The organism is Enterobacter sp. Acro-832 (assembly GCF_011752745.1).
Taxonomy (GTDB): Bacteria; Pseudomonadota; Gammaproteobacteria; order Enterobacterales; family Enterobacteriaceae; genus Enterobacter; species Enterobacter quasiroggenkampii.
Map to the genome: position 1 here is coordinate 22,262 of NZ_VWWX01000004.1, position 15,092 is coordinate 37,353.

Sequence of the window (15,092 nt, forward strand, 5' to 3'; positions counted from 1 at the left end):
CCCATTGGCACCAGAAGGTACCGTTCTTTGCGTGGCAAGGCGACCGTGTTACCGATCGCCAGTTGTCAGCGCTACACTGCCAACGCATTCCTTTGCTGCGGATTATTACCAGGTTTTACCAATGTTAAACTGGAATTGCTCCGACTTATCTCCATCATATTTCTTAAACGGCTGGGCGTAAGAGAAGACCAACGGCCCCAGCGGTGACATCCATTGTAATGCGATACCGGCAGACATGCGAATATTGCTCGGATCGCTGTAGTCAGGAATGCCTTCTGCGCGCATCTGGGCCGTATTCTGCCAGTTAGTATCCCACACCGTACCGGCATCCCAGAAGAAGGACGTACGGACGGAGTTCGCGTATTTATCGCTGATAAACGGCGTTGGGGTAATGAACTCCAGGCTCGCAACGGCCATGGCGTTACCGCCCACCGCGTCATTGGAGCTACAAACCTCAGAAGACGAGGATTTATTACAGTTATCCTTATCGTTACCGCCGTAATAGACTGCTTTCGGACCAATGTTGTTGGACTGGAAGCCACGAACGGTACTGGAACCACCGGCATAGAAGTTTTCATAGAACGGCAGTTCTTTGCCGCCTAAACCATCACCATAGCCCCAGCGGGTACGACCCAGAACCACCCACTTATGATCGTCGTCGATCGGGAAGTAGGACGCAGTATCCAGCGTCACCTTATAGAACTCGTTATCGGAGCCCGGGACGGTGACTTTACCGTTCAGGTTGACGCGAGAACCTTCCGTTGGGAAGTAGCCACGGTCGAGACGGTTATAGGTCCAGCCGTAGTTGAAGGTGAAGTCATCCGCCGCGAAGCCATTATCATGGCCATCTTTGCTGGTTGACTGACCAATCGAGTCCAGATAACGCCACATCGCCACCTGCGGTTGCATATTGGACAGGTCGTTATGCACGTAACCTAAGCCCGCACGCAGGGTGTTGTATTCGTTAATCGGGAAGCCAAGCGTACCGTCCACACCGTAACTCTTGTTGGTGTACGAGGACAGATCCGCATCGTCTGCTTTAAAGTCGTTATAGAAGATACGACCGCCCAGGCTCACACCGTCAACGGTGAAGTATGGGTTCGTTACAGAGAACTCAGAGTAGGTCTGGTAGTCGTTTTTGGTACCGTTAATTCCGACAGAGTAACCCGTACCCAGCCAGTTATCCTGCTGCACGCCGACCTGGAAGCTGACGCCGCTTTCGGTACCGTAGCCCACACCGAAGTTGAAGCTACCGGTGTTACGCTCTTTCACTTTATAAACGACATCAACCTGATCCGGGCTGCCCGGTACGCGCTGGGTGTCGGTGTCCACCGTTTCAAAATAGCCCAGACGGTTCAGACGCTCTTTACCCTGATCAACGAGATCGCTACCTAACCATGCGCCTTCCATCTGACGCATTTCGCGACGCAGAACGGAGTCTTTGGAGGTGTCGTTACCGACGAAGCGGATCTTACGCACGTAGAAACGGTTACCCGCGTCAACATTCACGTGCAGCTTAACGGTTTTATCCGCGTCATTGATTTCCGGCTGAGTCTGTACGCGCGGATAGGCATAACCATAACGGCCGAGCAGCTTCTTAATGCTGTCTTCCATTTTGGTGACCTTGGAACCGCTATAGAGATCGCCTGGCTGAATTTTGGTCAGCGATTCGATTTCAGCAGAATGCCCCGCCAGGTTACCACTCACCTCAACACCCGAAAGCTTGTACTGATCGCCTTCCGTGATGTTGATCGTAATGTAGATGCCTTTCTTGTCCGGCGTCAGACTCACCTGAGTCGAGTCGATATTGAAACGCGCGTAACCACGATCCAGATAGTAGCTGCGCAGGGTTTCAAGGTCGCCCGCCAGTTTCTGTTTCTGGTATTTACGATCGCCTACCACGTTCCACCATGGCACTTCATCGCGCAGCTGGAAGGTGGAGATCAGTTCGTCGGTGCTGAACGCGTGGTTGCCGACAATGTTGATCTGCTGGATCTTCGCAGAAACACCTTCCTGGAAGACCAGCTTCAGATCAACACGGTTACGTGGCAGCGGAGTAACAACCGCTTTCACGCTGGCGCTGTATTTACCGACGCTGTAGTAGAAGTCTTCCAGACCTTTTTCAATGTCTGAAAGGGTTGTGCGGTCCAGAGACTCCCCCACACGAACACCGGATGCTTCAAGGTTTTGCTTGAGCATGTCATCTTTCACCGACTTGTTGCCGGAGAAAGTGATACTGGCGATCGTTGGACGTTCTTTTACCTGTACCAGCAGCGTATCACCATCGCGCAGGACGCGGACATCCTCGAAGTTGCCGGTGGCAAACAGAGCACGGATGGTGTTACTGATATCATCATCATTAACCGTATCGCCGGGGCGCACAGGCATACTGAGGAGGGCCGCACCAACGGCGACACGCTGAAGGCCTTCGAAATGAATGTCTTTCACTACGAACCCGTCAGCACCGTATACGGTGGCGCTGCTAAACAGCAGCGACGCTATGAGCAACTTTTTCATCGCCATCGTTATTATGCGTTCTTCCTAACTAACTCTCTTACAACCGAGAGAAATCATTGAAAAGTGCAAGCCCCATTAACAGCACCAGCAAAATCGAGCCAATGCGATAACTAAAGTCTTGAACTCGCTCGGATACCGGTCCGCCTTTTAGCTTTTCAATCGCTAAAAACAGCAGATGACCCCCGTCTAAAACGGGAAGCGGGAACAGGTTGATTATCCCAAGGTTCACGCTAATGAGCGCGAGGAACATGAGATAGTAAATCACCCCGAATTCCGCTGACATCCCAGCCCCCTGAGCAATCGAAATTGGCCCACTGAGGTTGTTCAGTTTCACATCACCGGTTATCAATTTCCCCAACATGTTGACCGTCAGCTTCATCAGTTGCCATGTTTTATCCGTGGCTTCAAGGATGGCGCTGAACGGCCCATACTGGCGTATTGTCTTGTACTCATCTGGCAGCGGGATCACTTTTGGCACAACGCCTGCAAACCCTTCTGCCTTCTTGCCGACCGACTTCGTATCCGGGATCAGCGTCAGCGAAAGCGGACTGCCCTGCCTTTCAACTTCCAGCGCGAGAGACGTACCCGGATTATCGCGCACCAGAGTAACAAAGGTCATCCACTCTGTTAATGGTTGACCATCGACTTTAACGATCCTGTCGCCTGCTTGCAAACCCGCTTTGCTCGCCGCCGAGTTGGCCTGGACTTCGGCTAATACCGGCTCGATCTGTGCGCCGCGTGGACGAATGCCCAGCGCAGCGACGGGATCCTCTTTGTCCGGCTCGAAACGCCAGTGGCGTAAATCGAGCACTTTGTCCTGACGGGCGTCTGACCCAAACGGCGATACGCTGATGGTGGTCTGCGGATCGCCAATTTTAGCAACCAGCTGCAGTCGCACGGCATCCCAATCAGGGGTTTCGATACCATCAATCGCTTTAAGTTCCATCCCGGATGTAATTTGCGCACTCGCCGCGATGGAGTTGGGGGCAATTTCACCGACCACCGGACGTACGCCAGGGACGCCGATGATAAACACCAGCCAGTAAGCTAAAATCGCAAAGATGAAGTTGGCTACCGGTCCGGCAGCGATGATGGCGGCGCGTTGTCCAACGGTTTTATTGTTGAATGCGCTGTGTCGCAGCTCAGGCGCGACAGGCTCGACGCGTTCGTCGAGCATTTTGACGTAGCCGCCCAGCGGGATAAGGGCGATGACAAATTCTGTGCCGTGGCGATCGGTGCGCGTCCAGAGTGATTTGCCAAAACCGATGGAAAAGCGCTCTACGCGCACACCACAGCGGCGAGCAACCCAGAAATGGCCAAATTCATGCACGGTAATCAGTACACCCAGTGCAACTATGAACGCCGCCAGATTCCAGAGAATGCTCAGCATAAAACCTTCCGTTAAATCGTCCCGAATACCAGTAAAAGCAAACACGCAAACACGGGAACAGCCGCTGTCAGGCTATCAATGCGATCCAGTATACCGCCATGCCCTGGAATCAGGTGTCCACTGTCCTTAATCCCTGCTTCACGCTTGAACATACTTTCGGTTAAATCACCGAGCACGGAGGCAAGCGCAGCAAAAATCGAGCACACCAGCAGTATTGACGGTGCCACTTCAAGATTCGCCCAGACGCCGTAGCCCCAGGAGATGATCGCGGCCGTAAACAAACCGCCGATGAATCCTTGCCAGGTTTTGCCCGGAGAAACCTTCGGCGCCAGCTTATGTTTGCCAAACAGTTTACCAAACATATAGGCCCCGGAGTCAGCCCCCCAGACGAGAATCATCACATAAAGCAGCCAGATCGCACCGCTGTAGTGGTTTTCGTCGTAGTGCCAGGCGCGCAGCGCAACCATACCCCAGAAAAAAGGAATAATGGTGAGCAAACCAAAAATCAGTCGCAGCACTTTTGAATGACGCCATAACGCCGCGGAGCCGGGATAAAACAGCACCAGCAACAGCGCGGCCACCCACCAGGCCAACGATATCCACAAGGAACCGGCCACCAGGGGCTGATGAATATCATGATGATATTCAGGCAACATAAACAGCATTATGGCCAGGATAAAGCCACACAGTACCGCAAGCCATACTCGCTGCGTGCGCGAGGTAAAGCCGCTAAACTGTCCCCATTCCCACGCGGCGAGCATGCACACCACCAGCGTAACAATAGCGAATCCCACCGGGGGCAGTAAAAACAGCGCCGCAATGACAATGGGTATTAATACAAAAGCGGAAATCAGGCGATACTTCAGCAAAAGCTACCCCCATCAGGCGTTATCGCCACCAGGCTCGGTGCCGCCGAAACGACGCTCTCGATTGGCAAAGGCATGCAGCGCACCTTCAAAGTCTTGTTCATCAAAATCGGGCCAAAGAACATCCGTAAAGTAAAGTTCAGCATAGGCAATTTGCCATATCAAAAAGTTACTTATGCGATGTTCCCCCCCTGTCCTAATTACCAAATCCACGGGTGCCTGTTCATTCATGCAGATTTGCTTGCTCAGCGCCTCTTCATCAATTTGGTCGGGTCTCAACAGCCCTTCCTGAACCTGTTCGGCCAGACGCCGAACGCCCTGGATAATATCCCAGCGTCCGCCGTAATTCGCCGCAATATTCAGCGTCAGTCCGGTATTATTTTCCGTCAGCGCTTCTGCTTTGCGAATCCGTTCCTGCAAACGTGAGTTAAAACGACTGGTATCGCCAATGATACGCAGGCGGACGTTGTGGCGGTGCAGGCTTTTTACTTCGCTGTCTAGCGCCCACACAAACAATTCCATCAACGCAGTCACTTCCTGCAGTGGTCGATTCCAGTTTTCACTGCTAAAAGCATAGAGCGTTAACGCATCAATGCCGTTATTGGCGGCAAAAGAAACGGCGCGGCGAACAGATTTCGCCCCAGCTTTATGCCCAAAGGCTCGTATTTTCCCTTGTCTTTTCGCCCAGCGGCCATTGCCATCCATAATGATTGCTACATGACGGCAGCCATGCGCTGGCAAGTTTTCGCTTATTGGTTGATTCGCAGACAACATAACGCGTTTTTTGTCCCTGAAAAGGATTTAACGGTACTCAGGAATACTGAAGCCGATACATAAAAAAGCCGTGTCAAACCACGGCTCACCTGACCACGTAAAGTCAAATACCTGCGATCAGGTGGCGCAGACTATATCACTGAAGCCCAACGCTAACAAATAGCACGACGACTAGTGGTTGCTTTATCACCAGCTTGCGAGACGTGTCACCTGTTGGCGCGCAATATTACGCGCAGCTGCATCCACCGCCAGCACCTCTTCCACGCTCTGTGGTTCGCGCAAATCCATCATCTCCAGTACCGCTAAATTCAACGCCGCGATATCGGTAAAACGAATTTGCTGATTCAGAAATGCTTCAACGGTAATTTCATTGGCTGCATTCAGTGCCGTTGTCGCCGCCTGCCCCTGGTCAAAGGCCGTCATCGCAAGCTTCAGACAAGGGTAACGGTCGTAGTCTGGCTCACTGAACGTCAGGGAACTTAGCTTGCAGAAATCAAGCGGCTTCACGCCGGACTTCACTCGATTCGGCCACGCCATGGAATGGGCAATTGGCGTACGCATATCTGGTTCGCCCAACTGCGCCAGCACGCTGCCATCCTGATAACGCACCATCGAATGAATCACCGATTGTGGGTGAATCAGTACTTCCATCTGTTTCGCTGACGCATTGAACAGCCAGCGCGCTTCAATGTATTCCAGACCTTTGTTCATCATGGTGGCAGAGTCAACGGAGATTTTACGCCCCATCGACCAGTTCGGATGACGGCACGCCTGATCCGGCGTCATGGCACGCAGTTCAGACAGTGGCGTTTCACGGAACGGGCCACCAGACCCGGTAAGCAGAATAGACACGACGCCATTCTGCTCCAGGTCAGCGTACCCCAGGTTCTGTTGAAAAGGTTGCGGTAAACTCTGAAAAATCGCGTTGTGCTCGCTGTCGACGGGCAAAAGACGCGCCCCGTGCTGCTTCACCGCCTCCATAAACAAGCGTCCGCATGTCACCAGCGACTCTTTATTGGCCAGCAGAACGTCCTTACCGGCATCAATCGCGGCAAGCGTCGGCAATAATCCTGCCGCCCCGACGATGGCCGCCATCACCTGATCCACCTCATCCAGCGCCGCCATCTCGCAAGCCGCCTGTTGACCACTCAGCACCTCGGTTCGGCTGCCCTTCTCAAGCAGCTGTGCTTTCAGCAGGCGAGCGCTCTCTTCGTCATCCATCACCGCATAGCGGGGCGCAAACTCCAGGCACTGCTCAACCATTCGCTGCACATTCTTACCGGCCACCAGCGCTGTCACGGTGTAAAGTTCAGGATTATGGCGAACGACGTCGAGAGTACTGCAACCGATAGAGCCGGTTGAGCCGAGGAGTGTTAAATGCTTCATGAGATGCCCGAAAAGTTAGACCAGATAAAAGCAAAACGCCGCCAGCAAGACCCTAAGTCTCTCTGAACGGCGTTTATCAGTGTACGACAGAAATCAGAACTGCATCAGTTCCGCTTCTTTATCTGCCAGCGCCGCATCAATTTTCTTGATGGCAGCGTCAGTCATTTTCTGAATGTCGTCCTGGGAACGACGATCGTCATCTTCACTGATCTCTTTTTCTTTCAGCAGCGCTTTGACTTTATCGTTCGCGTCGCGGCGAACGTTACGCACGGAGACACGACCCTGCTCAGCTTCGCCACGCACCACTTTGATCAGGTCTTTACGACGCTCTTCGGTCAGCGGTGGCAGTGGAACGCGGATGTCAGCACCCGCAGAGCTTGGGTTCAGACCGAGGTCAGACGCCATGATCGCTTTCTCAACCGCCGGGCCCATAGAACGATCGAATACGTTGATTTTCAGCGTACGGGTATCTTCTACCGTCACGCTCGCCAGCTGACGCAGAGGGGTTGGCGTACCGTAGTACTCGACGATGATGCCATCCAGCAGGCTTGGGGAAGCACGGCCAGTACGGATTTTGCTGATTTGGGTTTTGAACGCTTCTACGCATTTTTCCATGCGTACTTCAGCATCTTTTCTGATGTCGTTAATCACGTTACGAATCCTTGAAAACTTGTCTCAGGCAGACTATCCGCCAGCACAGCGCTACAGGTGTGCTAAGTATAGTCGCGTTTAATTCATGACAACGCCAAAGGCGCGCCCGGGTAAGATACCACTACAAAATAAAGCGGAATCTTACCTGTATTTATCGTCAACGGAAATTATTCCGTGATCAAAGTGCCTTCTTTTTCGCCCATGACCACGCGACGCAGTGCGCCAGGTTTGTTCATGTTGAAGACACGGATCGGCAGTTTGTGGTCACGAGCCAGCGTGAAGGCGGCAAGATCCATCACTTTCAGCTCTTTATCCAGCACTTCGCTGTAGCTCAGCTGATCGTACATGGTTGCAGACGGATCTTTTGCCGGGTCGGCAGTAAACACGCCATCGACTTTGGTCGCTTTCAGTACCACATCAGCTTCGATCTCGATACCGCGCAGGCAGGCAGCGGAATCGGTCGTAAAGAACGGGTTACCCGTACCGGCGGAGAGGATCACCACGCGGTTGTTGCGCAGCAGGCTGATAGCTTCTGCCCAGCTGTAATTATCGCATACGCCATTCAGGGGGATCGCGGACATCAGGCGGGCGTTCACATAGGCGCGATGGAGCGCATCACGCATCGCCAGGCCATTCATCACGGTTGCCAGCATACCCATGTGGTCGCCCACAACGCGGTTCATCCCCGCTTTCGCCAAACCAGCACCACGGAAAAGGTTGCCACCGCCAATGACCACGCCAACCTGGATGCCCAGTTCGACCAGTTCTTTGATTTCCTGTGCCATGCGATCAAGGATGCTTGCGTCAATACCGAAGCCTTCCGATCCCTGCAGCGCTTCGCCACTCAGCTTAAGCAGAATGCGTTTGTACACGGGTTTTGCATTGGTAGCCATGTTTCTTTCCTGAGACTGTCAACGATTAAGATGGGGGTTAATTCTGGCGACATGATATGCCGCAAATCAGTACAGCGATACTGGAGCCTGTCTGATTTCCTGTGACGGGTGACAAAAAGAAGCCGCCCTCAGGCGGCTCCTTTTCAATCATTAAGACTGCTTGGACATTGCAGCAACTTCTGCTGCGAAGTCAGTCTCAACTTTCTCGATGCCTTCGCCCACTTCGAAGCGGATGAAGCCAGTTACGTCAGCGTTGTGCTCTTTCAGCAGCTGAGCAACAGACTTGCTTGGATCCATAACGAATGGCTGGCCAGTCAGAGAAACTTCGCCGGTGAATTTCTTCATGCGGCCTTCAACCATTTTCTCTGCGATTTCTTTTGGTTTACCAGACTGCATCGCGATGTCCAGCTGAACCTGGTACTCTTTCTCTACCACTTCAGCAGACACGTCTTCTGGCTTAACGAATTCTGGCTTGCTTGCAGCGATGTGCATTGCCAGCTGTTTAACCAGCTCTTCGTCAGCGCCTTTAGCCGCAACCAGAACACCGATACGTGCACCGTGCTGGTAAGAGCCCAGAACGTCGCCTTCCAGAGAAGCAACGCGACGGATGTTGATGTTCTCACCGATTTTAGCAACCAGCGCAACACGTTCTTCTTCGAACTGTGCTTTCAGAACTTCAACGTCAGTGATTTTGCCAGCAACCGCTGCGTCCAGAACTTTGTTAGCAAATGCCTGGAAACCACCATCTTTAGCAACGAAGTCAGTCTGGCAGTTAACTTCCAGAATGATGCCGTAGGTGCCGTCGATTTTAGTGATGATCACGCCGTCAGCAGCAACGTTGCCTGCTTTTTTAGCTGCTTTGATCGCACCGGATTTACGCATGTTTTCGATTGCCAGCTCGATGTCGCCGTTCGCTTCAGTCAGCGCTTTTTTGCAATCCATCATGCCTGCGCCAGTACGCTCGCGCAGCTCTTTTACCAGGGATGCGGTAATTTCAGCCATTCTTAAATCCTCGGGAGATGTGAACTGCCCGGCCGGGGGCCAAACAGTGTAAATTGAAAAAAGGGGCCGGTAATGGGCCCCTATTCATACACGGTACTAATAAGGGGTAAAACCTTATTATTCAGCTTCTACGAAGCTTTCTTCCGCCTGAGAAGCCAGATCCTGGGAACGGCCTTCACGAACGGTAGCAGCTACAGCGCTCAGGTACAGGCTAACAGCACGGATTGCGTCGTCGTTACCCGGGATAACGAAGTCAACACCGTCCGGATCGGAGTTGGTATCAACGATAGCGAATACCGGGATACCCAGGTTGTTAGCTTCTTTGATTGCGATGTGCTCGTGGTCTGCATCGATTACGAACAGCGCGTCTGGCAGGCCGCCCATATCTTTGATACCGCCCAGGCTGTTTTCCAGCTTGTCCAGTTCACGAGTGCGCATCAGCGCTTCTTTCTTAGTCAGCTTGTCGAAAGTACCGTCCTGAGACTGGGTTTCCAGATCTTTCAGGCGCTTGATGGACTGACGAACAGTTTTCCAGTTGGTCAGCATGCCGCCCAACCAGCGATGGTTCACGAAGAACTGGTCGCAGCTGTTAGCAGCATCTTTCACAGCTTCGCTTGCAGCGCGCTTAGTACCAACGAACAGAATCTTACCTTTACGGGAAGCGATCTTGTTCAGCTCAGCCAGGGCTTCGTTGAACATTGGTACCGTTTTCTCAAGGTTGATGATGTGAACTTTGTTACGTGCGCCGAAGATGAAAGGCTTCATTTTCGGGTTCCAGTAACGGGTCTGGTGACCAAAGTGAACACCAGCCTTGAGCATGTCGCGCATGGAAACAGTTGCCATGTTTAAAACCTCTATATTGAAAGTTGGGGTTATGCCTCCACGTATCCCATATTACCGACCCCGAAGGGCACCCCGGAATATGTGCCGATACGTGTGTGTTGTTACACAAAGTGAGATTTGTCGCTCCCGTCCAGCCTGTGTATCTGAGATGGATCGGAAGTCCGGCGCGCTTTATACCACAAAACACGACCAGAAACCAACAGTTGTTGGCGGAGTGTGCTGTTAATGATTCTCAATTTGGCACGAAGCGTGCCTGACTGATACCATTGACGACACTTAGACTAGTATTGTCGAAAAAATCGACACCGATGGACAGATTACATGGCTATCTCTATTAAGACACCTGAAGAAATTGAAAAGATGCGCATCGCCGGTCGTCTGGCCGCGGAAGTGCTGGAAATGATCGAGCCGTTCGTGAAGCCGGGCGTCAGCACCGGTGAACTGGACCGCATCTGTAACGACTATATCGTGAACGAGCAGCACGCGGTTTCCGCCTGCCTCGGCTACCACGGTTTCCCGAAATCCGTCTGCATCTCTATTAATGAAGTGGTGTGTCACGGTATTCCGGACGATGAAAAACTGCTGAAAGACGGCGACATCGTTAACATCGACGTGACCGTCATTAAAGACGAGTACCACGGTGACACCTCAAAAATGTTCATCGTTGGCAAGCCGACCATTCTTGGCGAGCGTCTGTGCAAAGTTACCCAGGACAGCCTCTACCTGGCGCTGAAAATGGTGAAACCGGGTATTCGCCTGCGCACCATCGGCGCGGCAATCCAGAAATTTGTCGAAGCAGAAGGGTTCTCCGTGGTACGCGAGTACTGCGGTCACGGCATTGGTCGCGTCTTCCACGAAGAGCCGCAGGTTCTGCACTATGATGCCGATGACGGCGGCGTGGTGCTGCAAAAAGGCATGACCTTTACCATTGAGCCAATGGTCAACGCGGGTGATTACCGCATCCGGACCATGAAAGACGGCTGGACGGTGAAAACCAAAGACAGAAGCTTGTCTGCGCAGTACGAGCATACTATTGTGGTAACAGACAACGGCTGCGAAATTATGACGTTGCGCAAGGATGACACCATCCCGGCGATACTGACGCACGACGAATGATAAAAAAGCCGGCAAATGCCGGCTTTTTTAATGGCTATAGCTTTTTCTTATGGGTGGCGCACGATGAGTAATCTTTTACCCGAACAGTATGCTAACACAGCTCTTCCCACCCTCCCCGACCAGCCCGATAACCCAGGCGTCTGGCCGCAGCACGAGCTGACCTGTGCCGGCATCAAGGCGCACATGGATGTCTTTCACCGCTGGCTGGGCAGCGCATTTGATGCGGGCATATCGGCAGAACAGCTGATTGAGGCGCGCACCGAATTTATCGACCAACTGCTGCAGCGTCTGTGGATCGATTATGGGTTTGGACAAATCAGCGATGTTGCACTGGTTGCCGTCGGAGGCTATGGCCGCGGTGAGCTGCATCCGCTTTCCGATATCGATCTCCTGATCTTAAGCCGCAAAAAGCTGCCGGACGAACAGGCGCAAAAAATCGGCGAGCTGCTGACCCTGCTCTGGGACGTAAAACTGGAAGTCGGCCACAGCGTGCGTACCCTGGAAGAGTGTCTGCTGGAGGGGCTGTCGGACCTGACCGTCGCCACCAACCTGATTGAAACCCGCCTGCTGATTGGCGACGTCGCGCTGTTCCTGGAGCTGCAAAAACACATCTTCAGCGACGGCTTCTGGCCGTCAGAAAAGTTCTTCGCCGCGAAAGTCGAGGAGCAAAACCAGCGCCACCAGCGCTACCACGGCACCAGCTATAACCTTGAGCCCGATATTAAAAGCAGCCCCGGCGGCCTGCGCGACATCCACACGCTACAGTGGGTCGCCCGACGCCATTTTGGCGCCACCTCGCTGGACGAGATGGTTGGCTTCGGCTTTTTAACCGAGGCGGAGCGTAACGAGCTCAACGAGTGTCTGCACCTGCTCTGGCGCATCCGCTTTGCCCTGCATCTGGAAGTTACGCGCTACGATAACCGTCTGCTGTTTGACCGCCAGCTCAGCGTGGCGCAGCGCCTGAATTACCAGGGCGAGGGTAACGAGCCGGTTGAGCACATGATGAAGGATTTCTTCCGCGTCACCCGCCGGGTGACCGAGCTGAACCAGATGCTGTTGCAGCTGTTCGACGAGGCCATTCTGGCCCTGACGGCCGACGAAAAGCCGCGCCCGATTGATGACGAATTCCAGCTGCGCGGCACGCTTATCGATCTCCGCGACGAAACGCTGTTTATTCGCGAGCCGGAAGCGATTCTGCGGATGTTCTATACCATGGTGCGCAACAGCACCATCACCGGGATCTACTCCACCACCCTGCGCCATCTGCGCCACGCGCGCCGCCATTTGACGGAGCCGCTGTGCTATATCCCGGAAGCCCGTTCGCTGTTCCTGAGCATGCTCCGCCATCCGGGTGCCGTCAGCCGAGGCCTGCTGCCGATGCACCGTCACAGCGTGCTGTGGGCCTATATGCCGCAGTGGTCGCACATCGTCGGGCAGATGCAGTTCGATCTGTTCCACGCCTACACGGTGGATGAACACACGATCCGCGTGATGCTCAAGCTTGAAAGCTTTGCGAAAGAAGAGACGCGCTCCCGCCACCCGCTGTGCGTCGAGCTGTGGCCGCGCCTGACCCATCCGGAGCTGATCCTGATTGCCGCCCTGTTCCACGACATCGCCAAAGGTCGCGGCGGCGACCACTCGGTGCTCGGCGCGCAGGACGTGCTGAAATTTGCCGAGCTGCATGGCCTGAACTCACGTGAAACGCAGCTGGTGGCCTGGCTGGTGCGCCATCACCTGCTGATGTCGGTCACCGCCCAGCGCCGTGACATTCAGGACCCGGAAGTCATAAAACAGTTCGCCGAAGAGGTCCAGACGGAAAACCGCCTGCGCTATCTGGTCTGCCTGACGGTGGCCGATATCTGCGCCACCAACGAAACCCTGTGGAACAGCTGGAAGCAGAGCCTGCTGCGCGAGCTGTACTTCGCCACCGAAAAACAGCTGCGTCGCGGGATGCAGAACACGCCGGACATGCGCGAGCGCGTGCGTCACCACCAGCTGCAGGCGCTGGCGCTGCTGCGGATGGATAACATTGATGAAGAGGCGTTACATCAGATTTGGGCCCGCTGCCGCGCCAACTATTTTGTCCGCCATAGCCCAAACCAGCTTGCGTGGCACGCGCGGCATCTGCTCAAGCACGATCTGTCGCAGCCGATGATCCTGCTGAGCCCGCAGGCCACCCGCGGCGGGACGGAGATTTTCATCTGGAGCCCGGACCGCCCTTATCTGTTTGCTGCGGTCTGCGCCGAGCTGGACAGGCGTAACCTGAGCGTGCACGACGCGCAGATTTTCACCACCCGCGACGGCATGGCAATGGACACCTTTATCGTGCTGGAGCCGGACGGCAGCCCGCTGTCGTCAGACAGGCATGAAGGGATACGTTTTGGTCTGGAGCAGGCGATCACCCAGCGCAGCTGGCAACCCCCGCAGCCGCGTCGCCAGCCGGCGAAATTGCGCCACTTCACCGTGGATACCGAGGTCAATTTCCTGCCAACCCACACCGATCGTAAATCGTTCCTTGAGCTGATCGCGCTCGACCAGCCGGGGCTGCTCGCCCGCGTCGGCCAGGTTTTTGCCGATCTGGGAATTTCGCTTCATGGGGCCCGAATTACAACCATTGGCGAGCGAGTAGAAGATTTATTTATAATCGCCACCGCCGACCGACGTGCCCTTAATAATGACCTGCAGCTTGAAGTGCAACAACGGTTGACAGCAGCCCTCAATCCAAACGATAAAGGGTGATATGTTTTTTAGTGAAATGGAAAGAGTAAACAATGCAGCAGTTACAGAACGTTATTGAGTCCGCTTTTGAGCGTCGCGCCGAGATTACCCCGGCAAATGTGGATACCGTGACCCGTGAAGCGGTAAACCAGGTGATTTCCCTGCTGGATTCCGGCGCGCTGCGCGTGGCAGAAAAAATCGACGGTCAGTGGGTCACTCATCAATGGCTGAAGAAAGCCGTGCTGCTCTCTTTCCGCATCAACGATAACCAGGTTATCGACGGAGCAGAAAGCCGCTACTTCGATAAAGTGCCAATGAAGTTCGCTGACTACGACGAAGCGCGTTTCCAGAAAGAAGGTTTCCGCGTGGTACCGCCTGCGGCAGTGCGCCAGGGCGCCTTCATCGCACGTAATACCGTGCTGATGCCATCCTACGTGAACATCGGTGCCTACGTTGACGAAGGTACCATGGTCGACACCTGGGCAACTGTCGGTTCCTGTGCGCAGATCGGTAAAAACGTTCACCTGTCCGGCGGCGTGGGCATCGGTGGTGTTCTGGAGCCACTGCAGGCTAACCCGACCATCATCGAAGATAACTGCTTCATCGGCGCGCGCTCTGAAGTGGTTGAAGGCGTGATCGTGGAAGAAGGCTCCGTGATCTCCATGGGCGTTTACATCGGCCAGAGCACCCGTATTTACGATCGTGAAACCGGCGAAGTGCATTACGGTCGCGTTCCGGCGGGCTCCGTCGTGGTGTCCGGCAACTTGCCGTCAAAAGATGGCAAATACAGCCTGTACTGTGCGGTTATCGTGAAGAAAGTGGATGCGAAAACGCGCGGTAAAGTGGGCATCAACGAATTGCTGCGCACCATCGATTAATCGGGTATAACAAAAAGCGGGGGCAACCCCGCTTTTTTTATATCTGAGGGTGGCGAAA

The 15,092-nt window shown here is 54.0% G+C and carries 12 protein-coding genes; 3 read left to right on the forward strand and 9 right to left on the reverse strand.

Annotated features, from left to right (window positions below):
* Positions 1-105: 105 nt before the first annotated feature.
* From bamA to rpsB, 9 genes are all read right to left on the reverse strand, one after another.
* On the reverse strand, positions 106-2,523 hold the full coding sequence (gene bamA, locus F3J31_RS14970) for an outer membrane protein assembly factor BamA (RefSeq protein WP_032644134.1): 2,418 nt from the start codon (positions 2,521-2,523) through the stop codon (positions 106-108).
* Between the two features lie 31 nt (positions 2,524-2,554).
* Complete coding sequence (rseP, locus tag F3J31_RS14975) at positions 2,555-3,907, reverse strand: sigma E protease regulator RseP (protein WP_167213934.1); 1,353 nt, start codon at positions 3,905-3,907, stop codon at positions 2,555-2,557.
* Between the two features lie 11 nt (positions 3,908-3,918).
* Positions 3,919-4,776 carry a phosphatidate cytidylyltransferase gene (gene cdsA, locus F3J31_RS14980; protein ID WP_063620841.1) on the reverse strand — a complete coding sequence of 286 codons (858 nt, stop codon included), beginning with the start codon at positions 4,774-4,776 and terminating at the stop codon, positions 3,919-3,921.
* 12 nt (positions 4,777-4,788) lie between these two features.
* Positions 4,789-5,547: a (2E,6E)-farnesyl-diphosphate-specific ditrans,polycis-undecaprenyl-diphosphate synthase gene (gene ispU / locus F3J31_RS14985; RefSeq protein ID WP_045907835.1), complete on the reverse strand. Its 759-nt coding sequence runs from the start codon at positions 5,545-5,547 to the stop codon at positions 4,789-4,791.
* A gap of 186 nt (positions 5,548-5,733) precedes the next feature.
* Positions 5,734-6,933 (reverse strand): 1-deoxy-D-xylulose-5-phosphate reductoisomerase, encoded by a 1,200-nt coding sequence (gene ispC, locus F3J31_RS14990; RefSeq protein WP_167213938.1) that lies wholly within the window; start codon positions 6,931-6,933, stop codon positions 5,734-5,736.
* A 93-nt stretch (positions 6,934-7,026) separates the two neighbouring features.
* Entirely contained in the window at positions 7,027-7,584 is a 558-nt protein-coding gene (frr, locus tag F3J31_RS14995) for a ribosome recycling factor (protein WP_008501909.1), read from the reverse strand.
* Positions 7,585-7,751: 167 nt separating this feature from the next.
* A complete protein-coding gene (pyrH, locus tag F3J31_RS15000) occupies positions 7,752-8,477 on the reverse strand; it encodes a UMP kinase (RefSeq protein ID WP_008501910.1) in 726 nt (241 codons plus the stop codon).
* A gap of 150 nt (positions 8,478-8,627) precedes the next feature.
* The gene (gene tsf / locus F3J31_RS15005; protein WP_014830708.1) at positions 8,628-9,479 is read right to left on the reverse strand and encodes a translation elongation factor Ts; all 852 of its coding nucleotides are present in this window, start codon (positions 9,477-9,479) and stop codon (positions 8,628-8,630) included.
* 117 nt (positions 9,480-9,596) lie between these two features.
* Positions 9,597-10,322 carry a 30S ribosomal protein S2 gene (rpsB, locus tag F3J31_RS15010; protein WP_013095653.1) on the reverse strand — a complete coding sequence of 242 codons (726 nt, stop codon included), beginning with the start codon at positions 10,320-10,322 and terminating at the stop codon, positions 9,597-9,599.
* Between the two features lie 321 nt (positions 10,323-10,643).
* Here rpsB and map point away from each other — a divergent pair, with 321 nt between their 5' ends.
* The 3 genes from map to dapD all read left to right on the forward strand — a co-directional run bounded on the left by map (position 10,644) and on the right by dapD (position 15,034).
* Positions 10,644-11,438 (forward strand): type I methionyl aminopeptidase, encoded by a 795-nt coding sequence (gene map / locus F3J31_RS15015; protein ID WP_045415354.1) that lies wholly within the window; start codon positions 10,644-10,646, stop codon positions 11,436-11,438.
* 63 nt (positions 11,439-11,501) lie between these two features.
* The gene (gene glnD, locus F3J31_RS15020; RefSeq protein ID WP_053077067.1) at positions 11,502-14,177 is read left to right on the forward strand and encodes a bifunctional uridylyltransferase/uridylyl-removing protein GlnD; all 2,676 of its coding nucleotides are present in this window, start codon (positions 11,502-11,504) and stop codon (positions 14,175-14,177) included.
* A 32-nt stretch (positions 14,178-14,209) separates the two neighbouring features.
* A complete protein-coding gene (dapD, locus tag F3J31_RS15025; protein ID WP_008501915.1) occupies positions 14,210-15,034 on the forward strand; it encodes a 2,3,4,5-tetrahydropyridine-2,6-dicarboxylate N-succinyltransferase in 825 nt (274 codons plus the stop codon).
* The last annotated feature ends 58 nt before the right edge of the window (positions 15,035-15,092 follow it).

Excerpts from the sequence above, each read along its gene's own strand:
- bamA (WP_032644134.1), bottom strand. The coding sequence starts at position 2,523 with ATGGCGATGAAAAAGTTGCTCATAGCGTCGCTGCTGTTTAGCAGCGCC.
- rseP (WP_167213934.1), bottom strand. The coding sequence starts at position 3,907 with ATGCTGAGCATTCTCTGGAATCTGGCGGCGTTCATAGTTGCACTGGGT.
- ispU (WP_045907835.1), bottom strand. The coding sequence starts at position 5,547 with ATGTTGTCTGCGAATCAACCAATAAGCGAAAACTTGCCAGCGCATGGC.
- ispC (WP_167213938.1), bottom strand. The coding sequence starts at position 6,933 with ATGAAGCATTTAACACTCCTCGGCTCAACCGGCTCTATCGGTTGCAGT.
- pyrH (WP_008501910.1), bottom strand. The coding sequence starts at position 8,477 with ATGGCTACCAATGCAAAACCCGTGTACAAACGCATTCTGCTTAAGCTG.
- tsf (WP_014830708.1), bottom strand. The coding sequence starts at position 9,479 with ATGGCTGAAATTACCGCATCCCTGGTAAAAGAGCTGCGCGAGCGTACT.
- rpsB (WP_013095653.1), bottom strand. The coding sequence starts at position 10,322 with ATGGCAACTGTTTCCATGCGCGACATGCTCAAGGCTGGTGTTCACTTT.
- map (WP_045415354.1), top strand. The coding sequence starts at position 10,644 with ATGGCTATCTCTATTAAGACACCTGAAGAAATTGAAAAGATGCGCATC.
- glnD (WP_053077067.1), top strand. The coding sequence starts at position 11,502 with ATGAGTAATCTTTTACCCGAACAGTATGCTAACACAGCTCTTCCCACC.
- dapD (WP_008501915.1), top strand. The coding sequence starts at position 14,210 with ATGCAGCAGTTACAGAACGTTATTGAGTCCGCTTTTGAGCGTCGCGCC.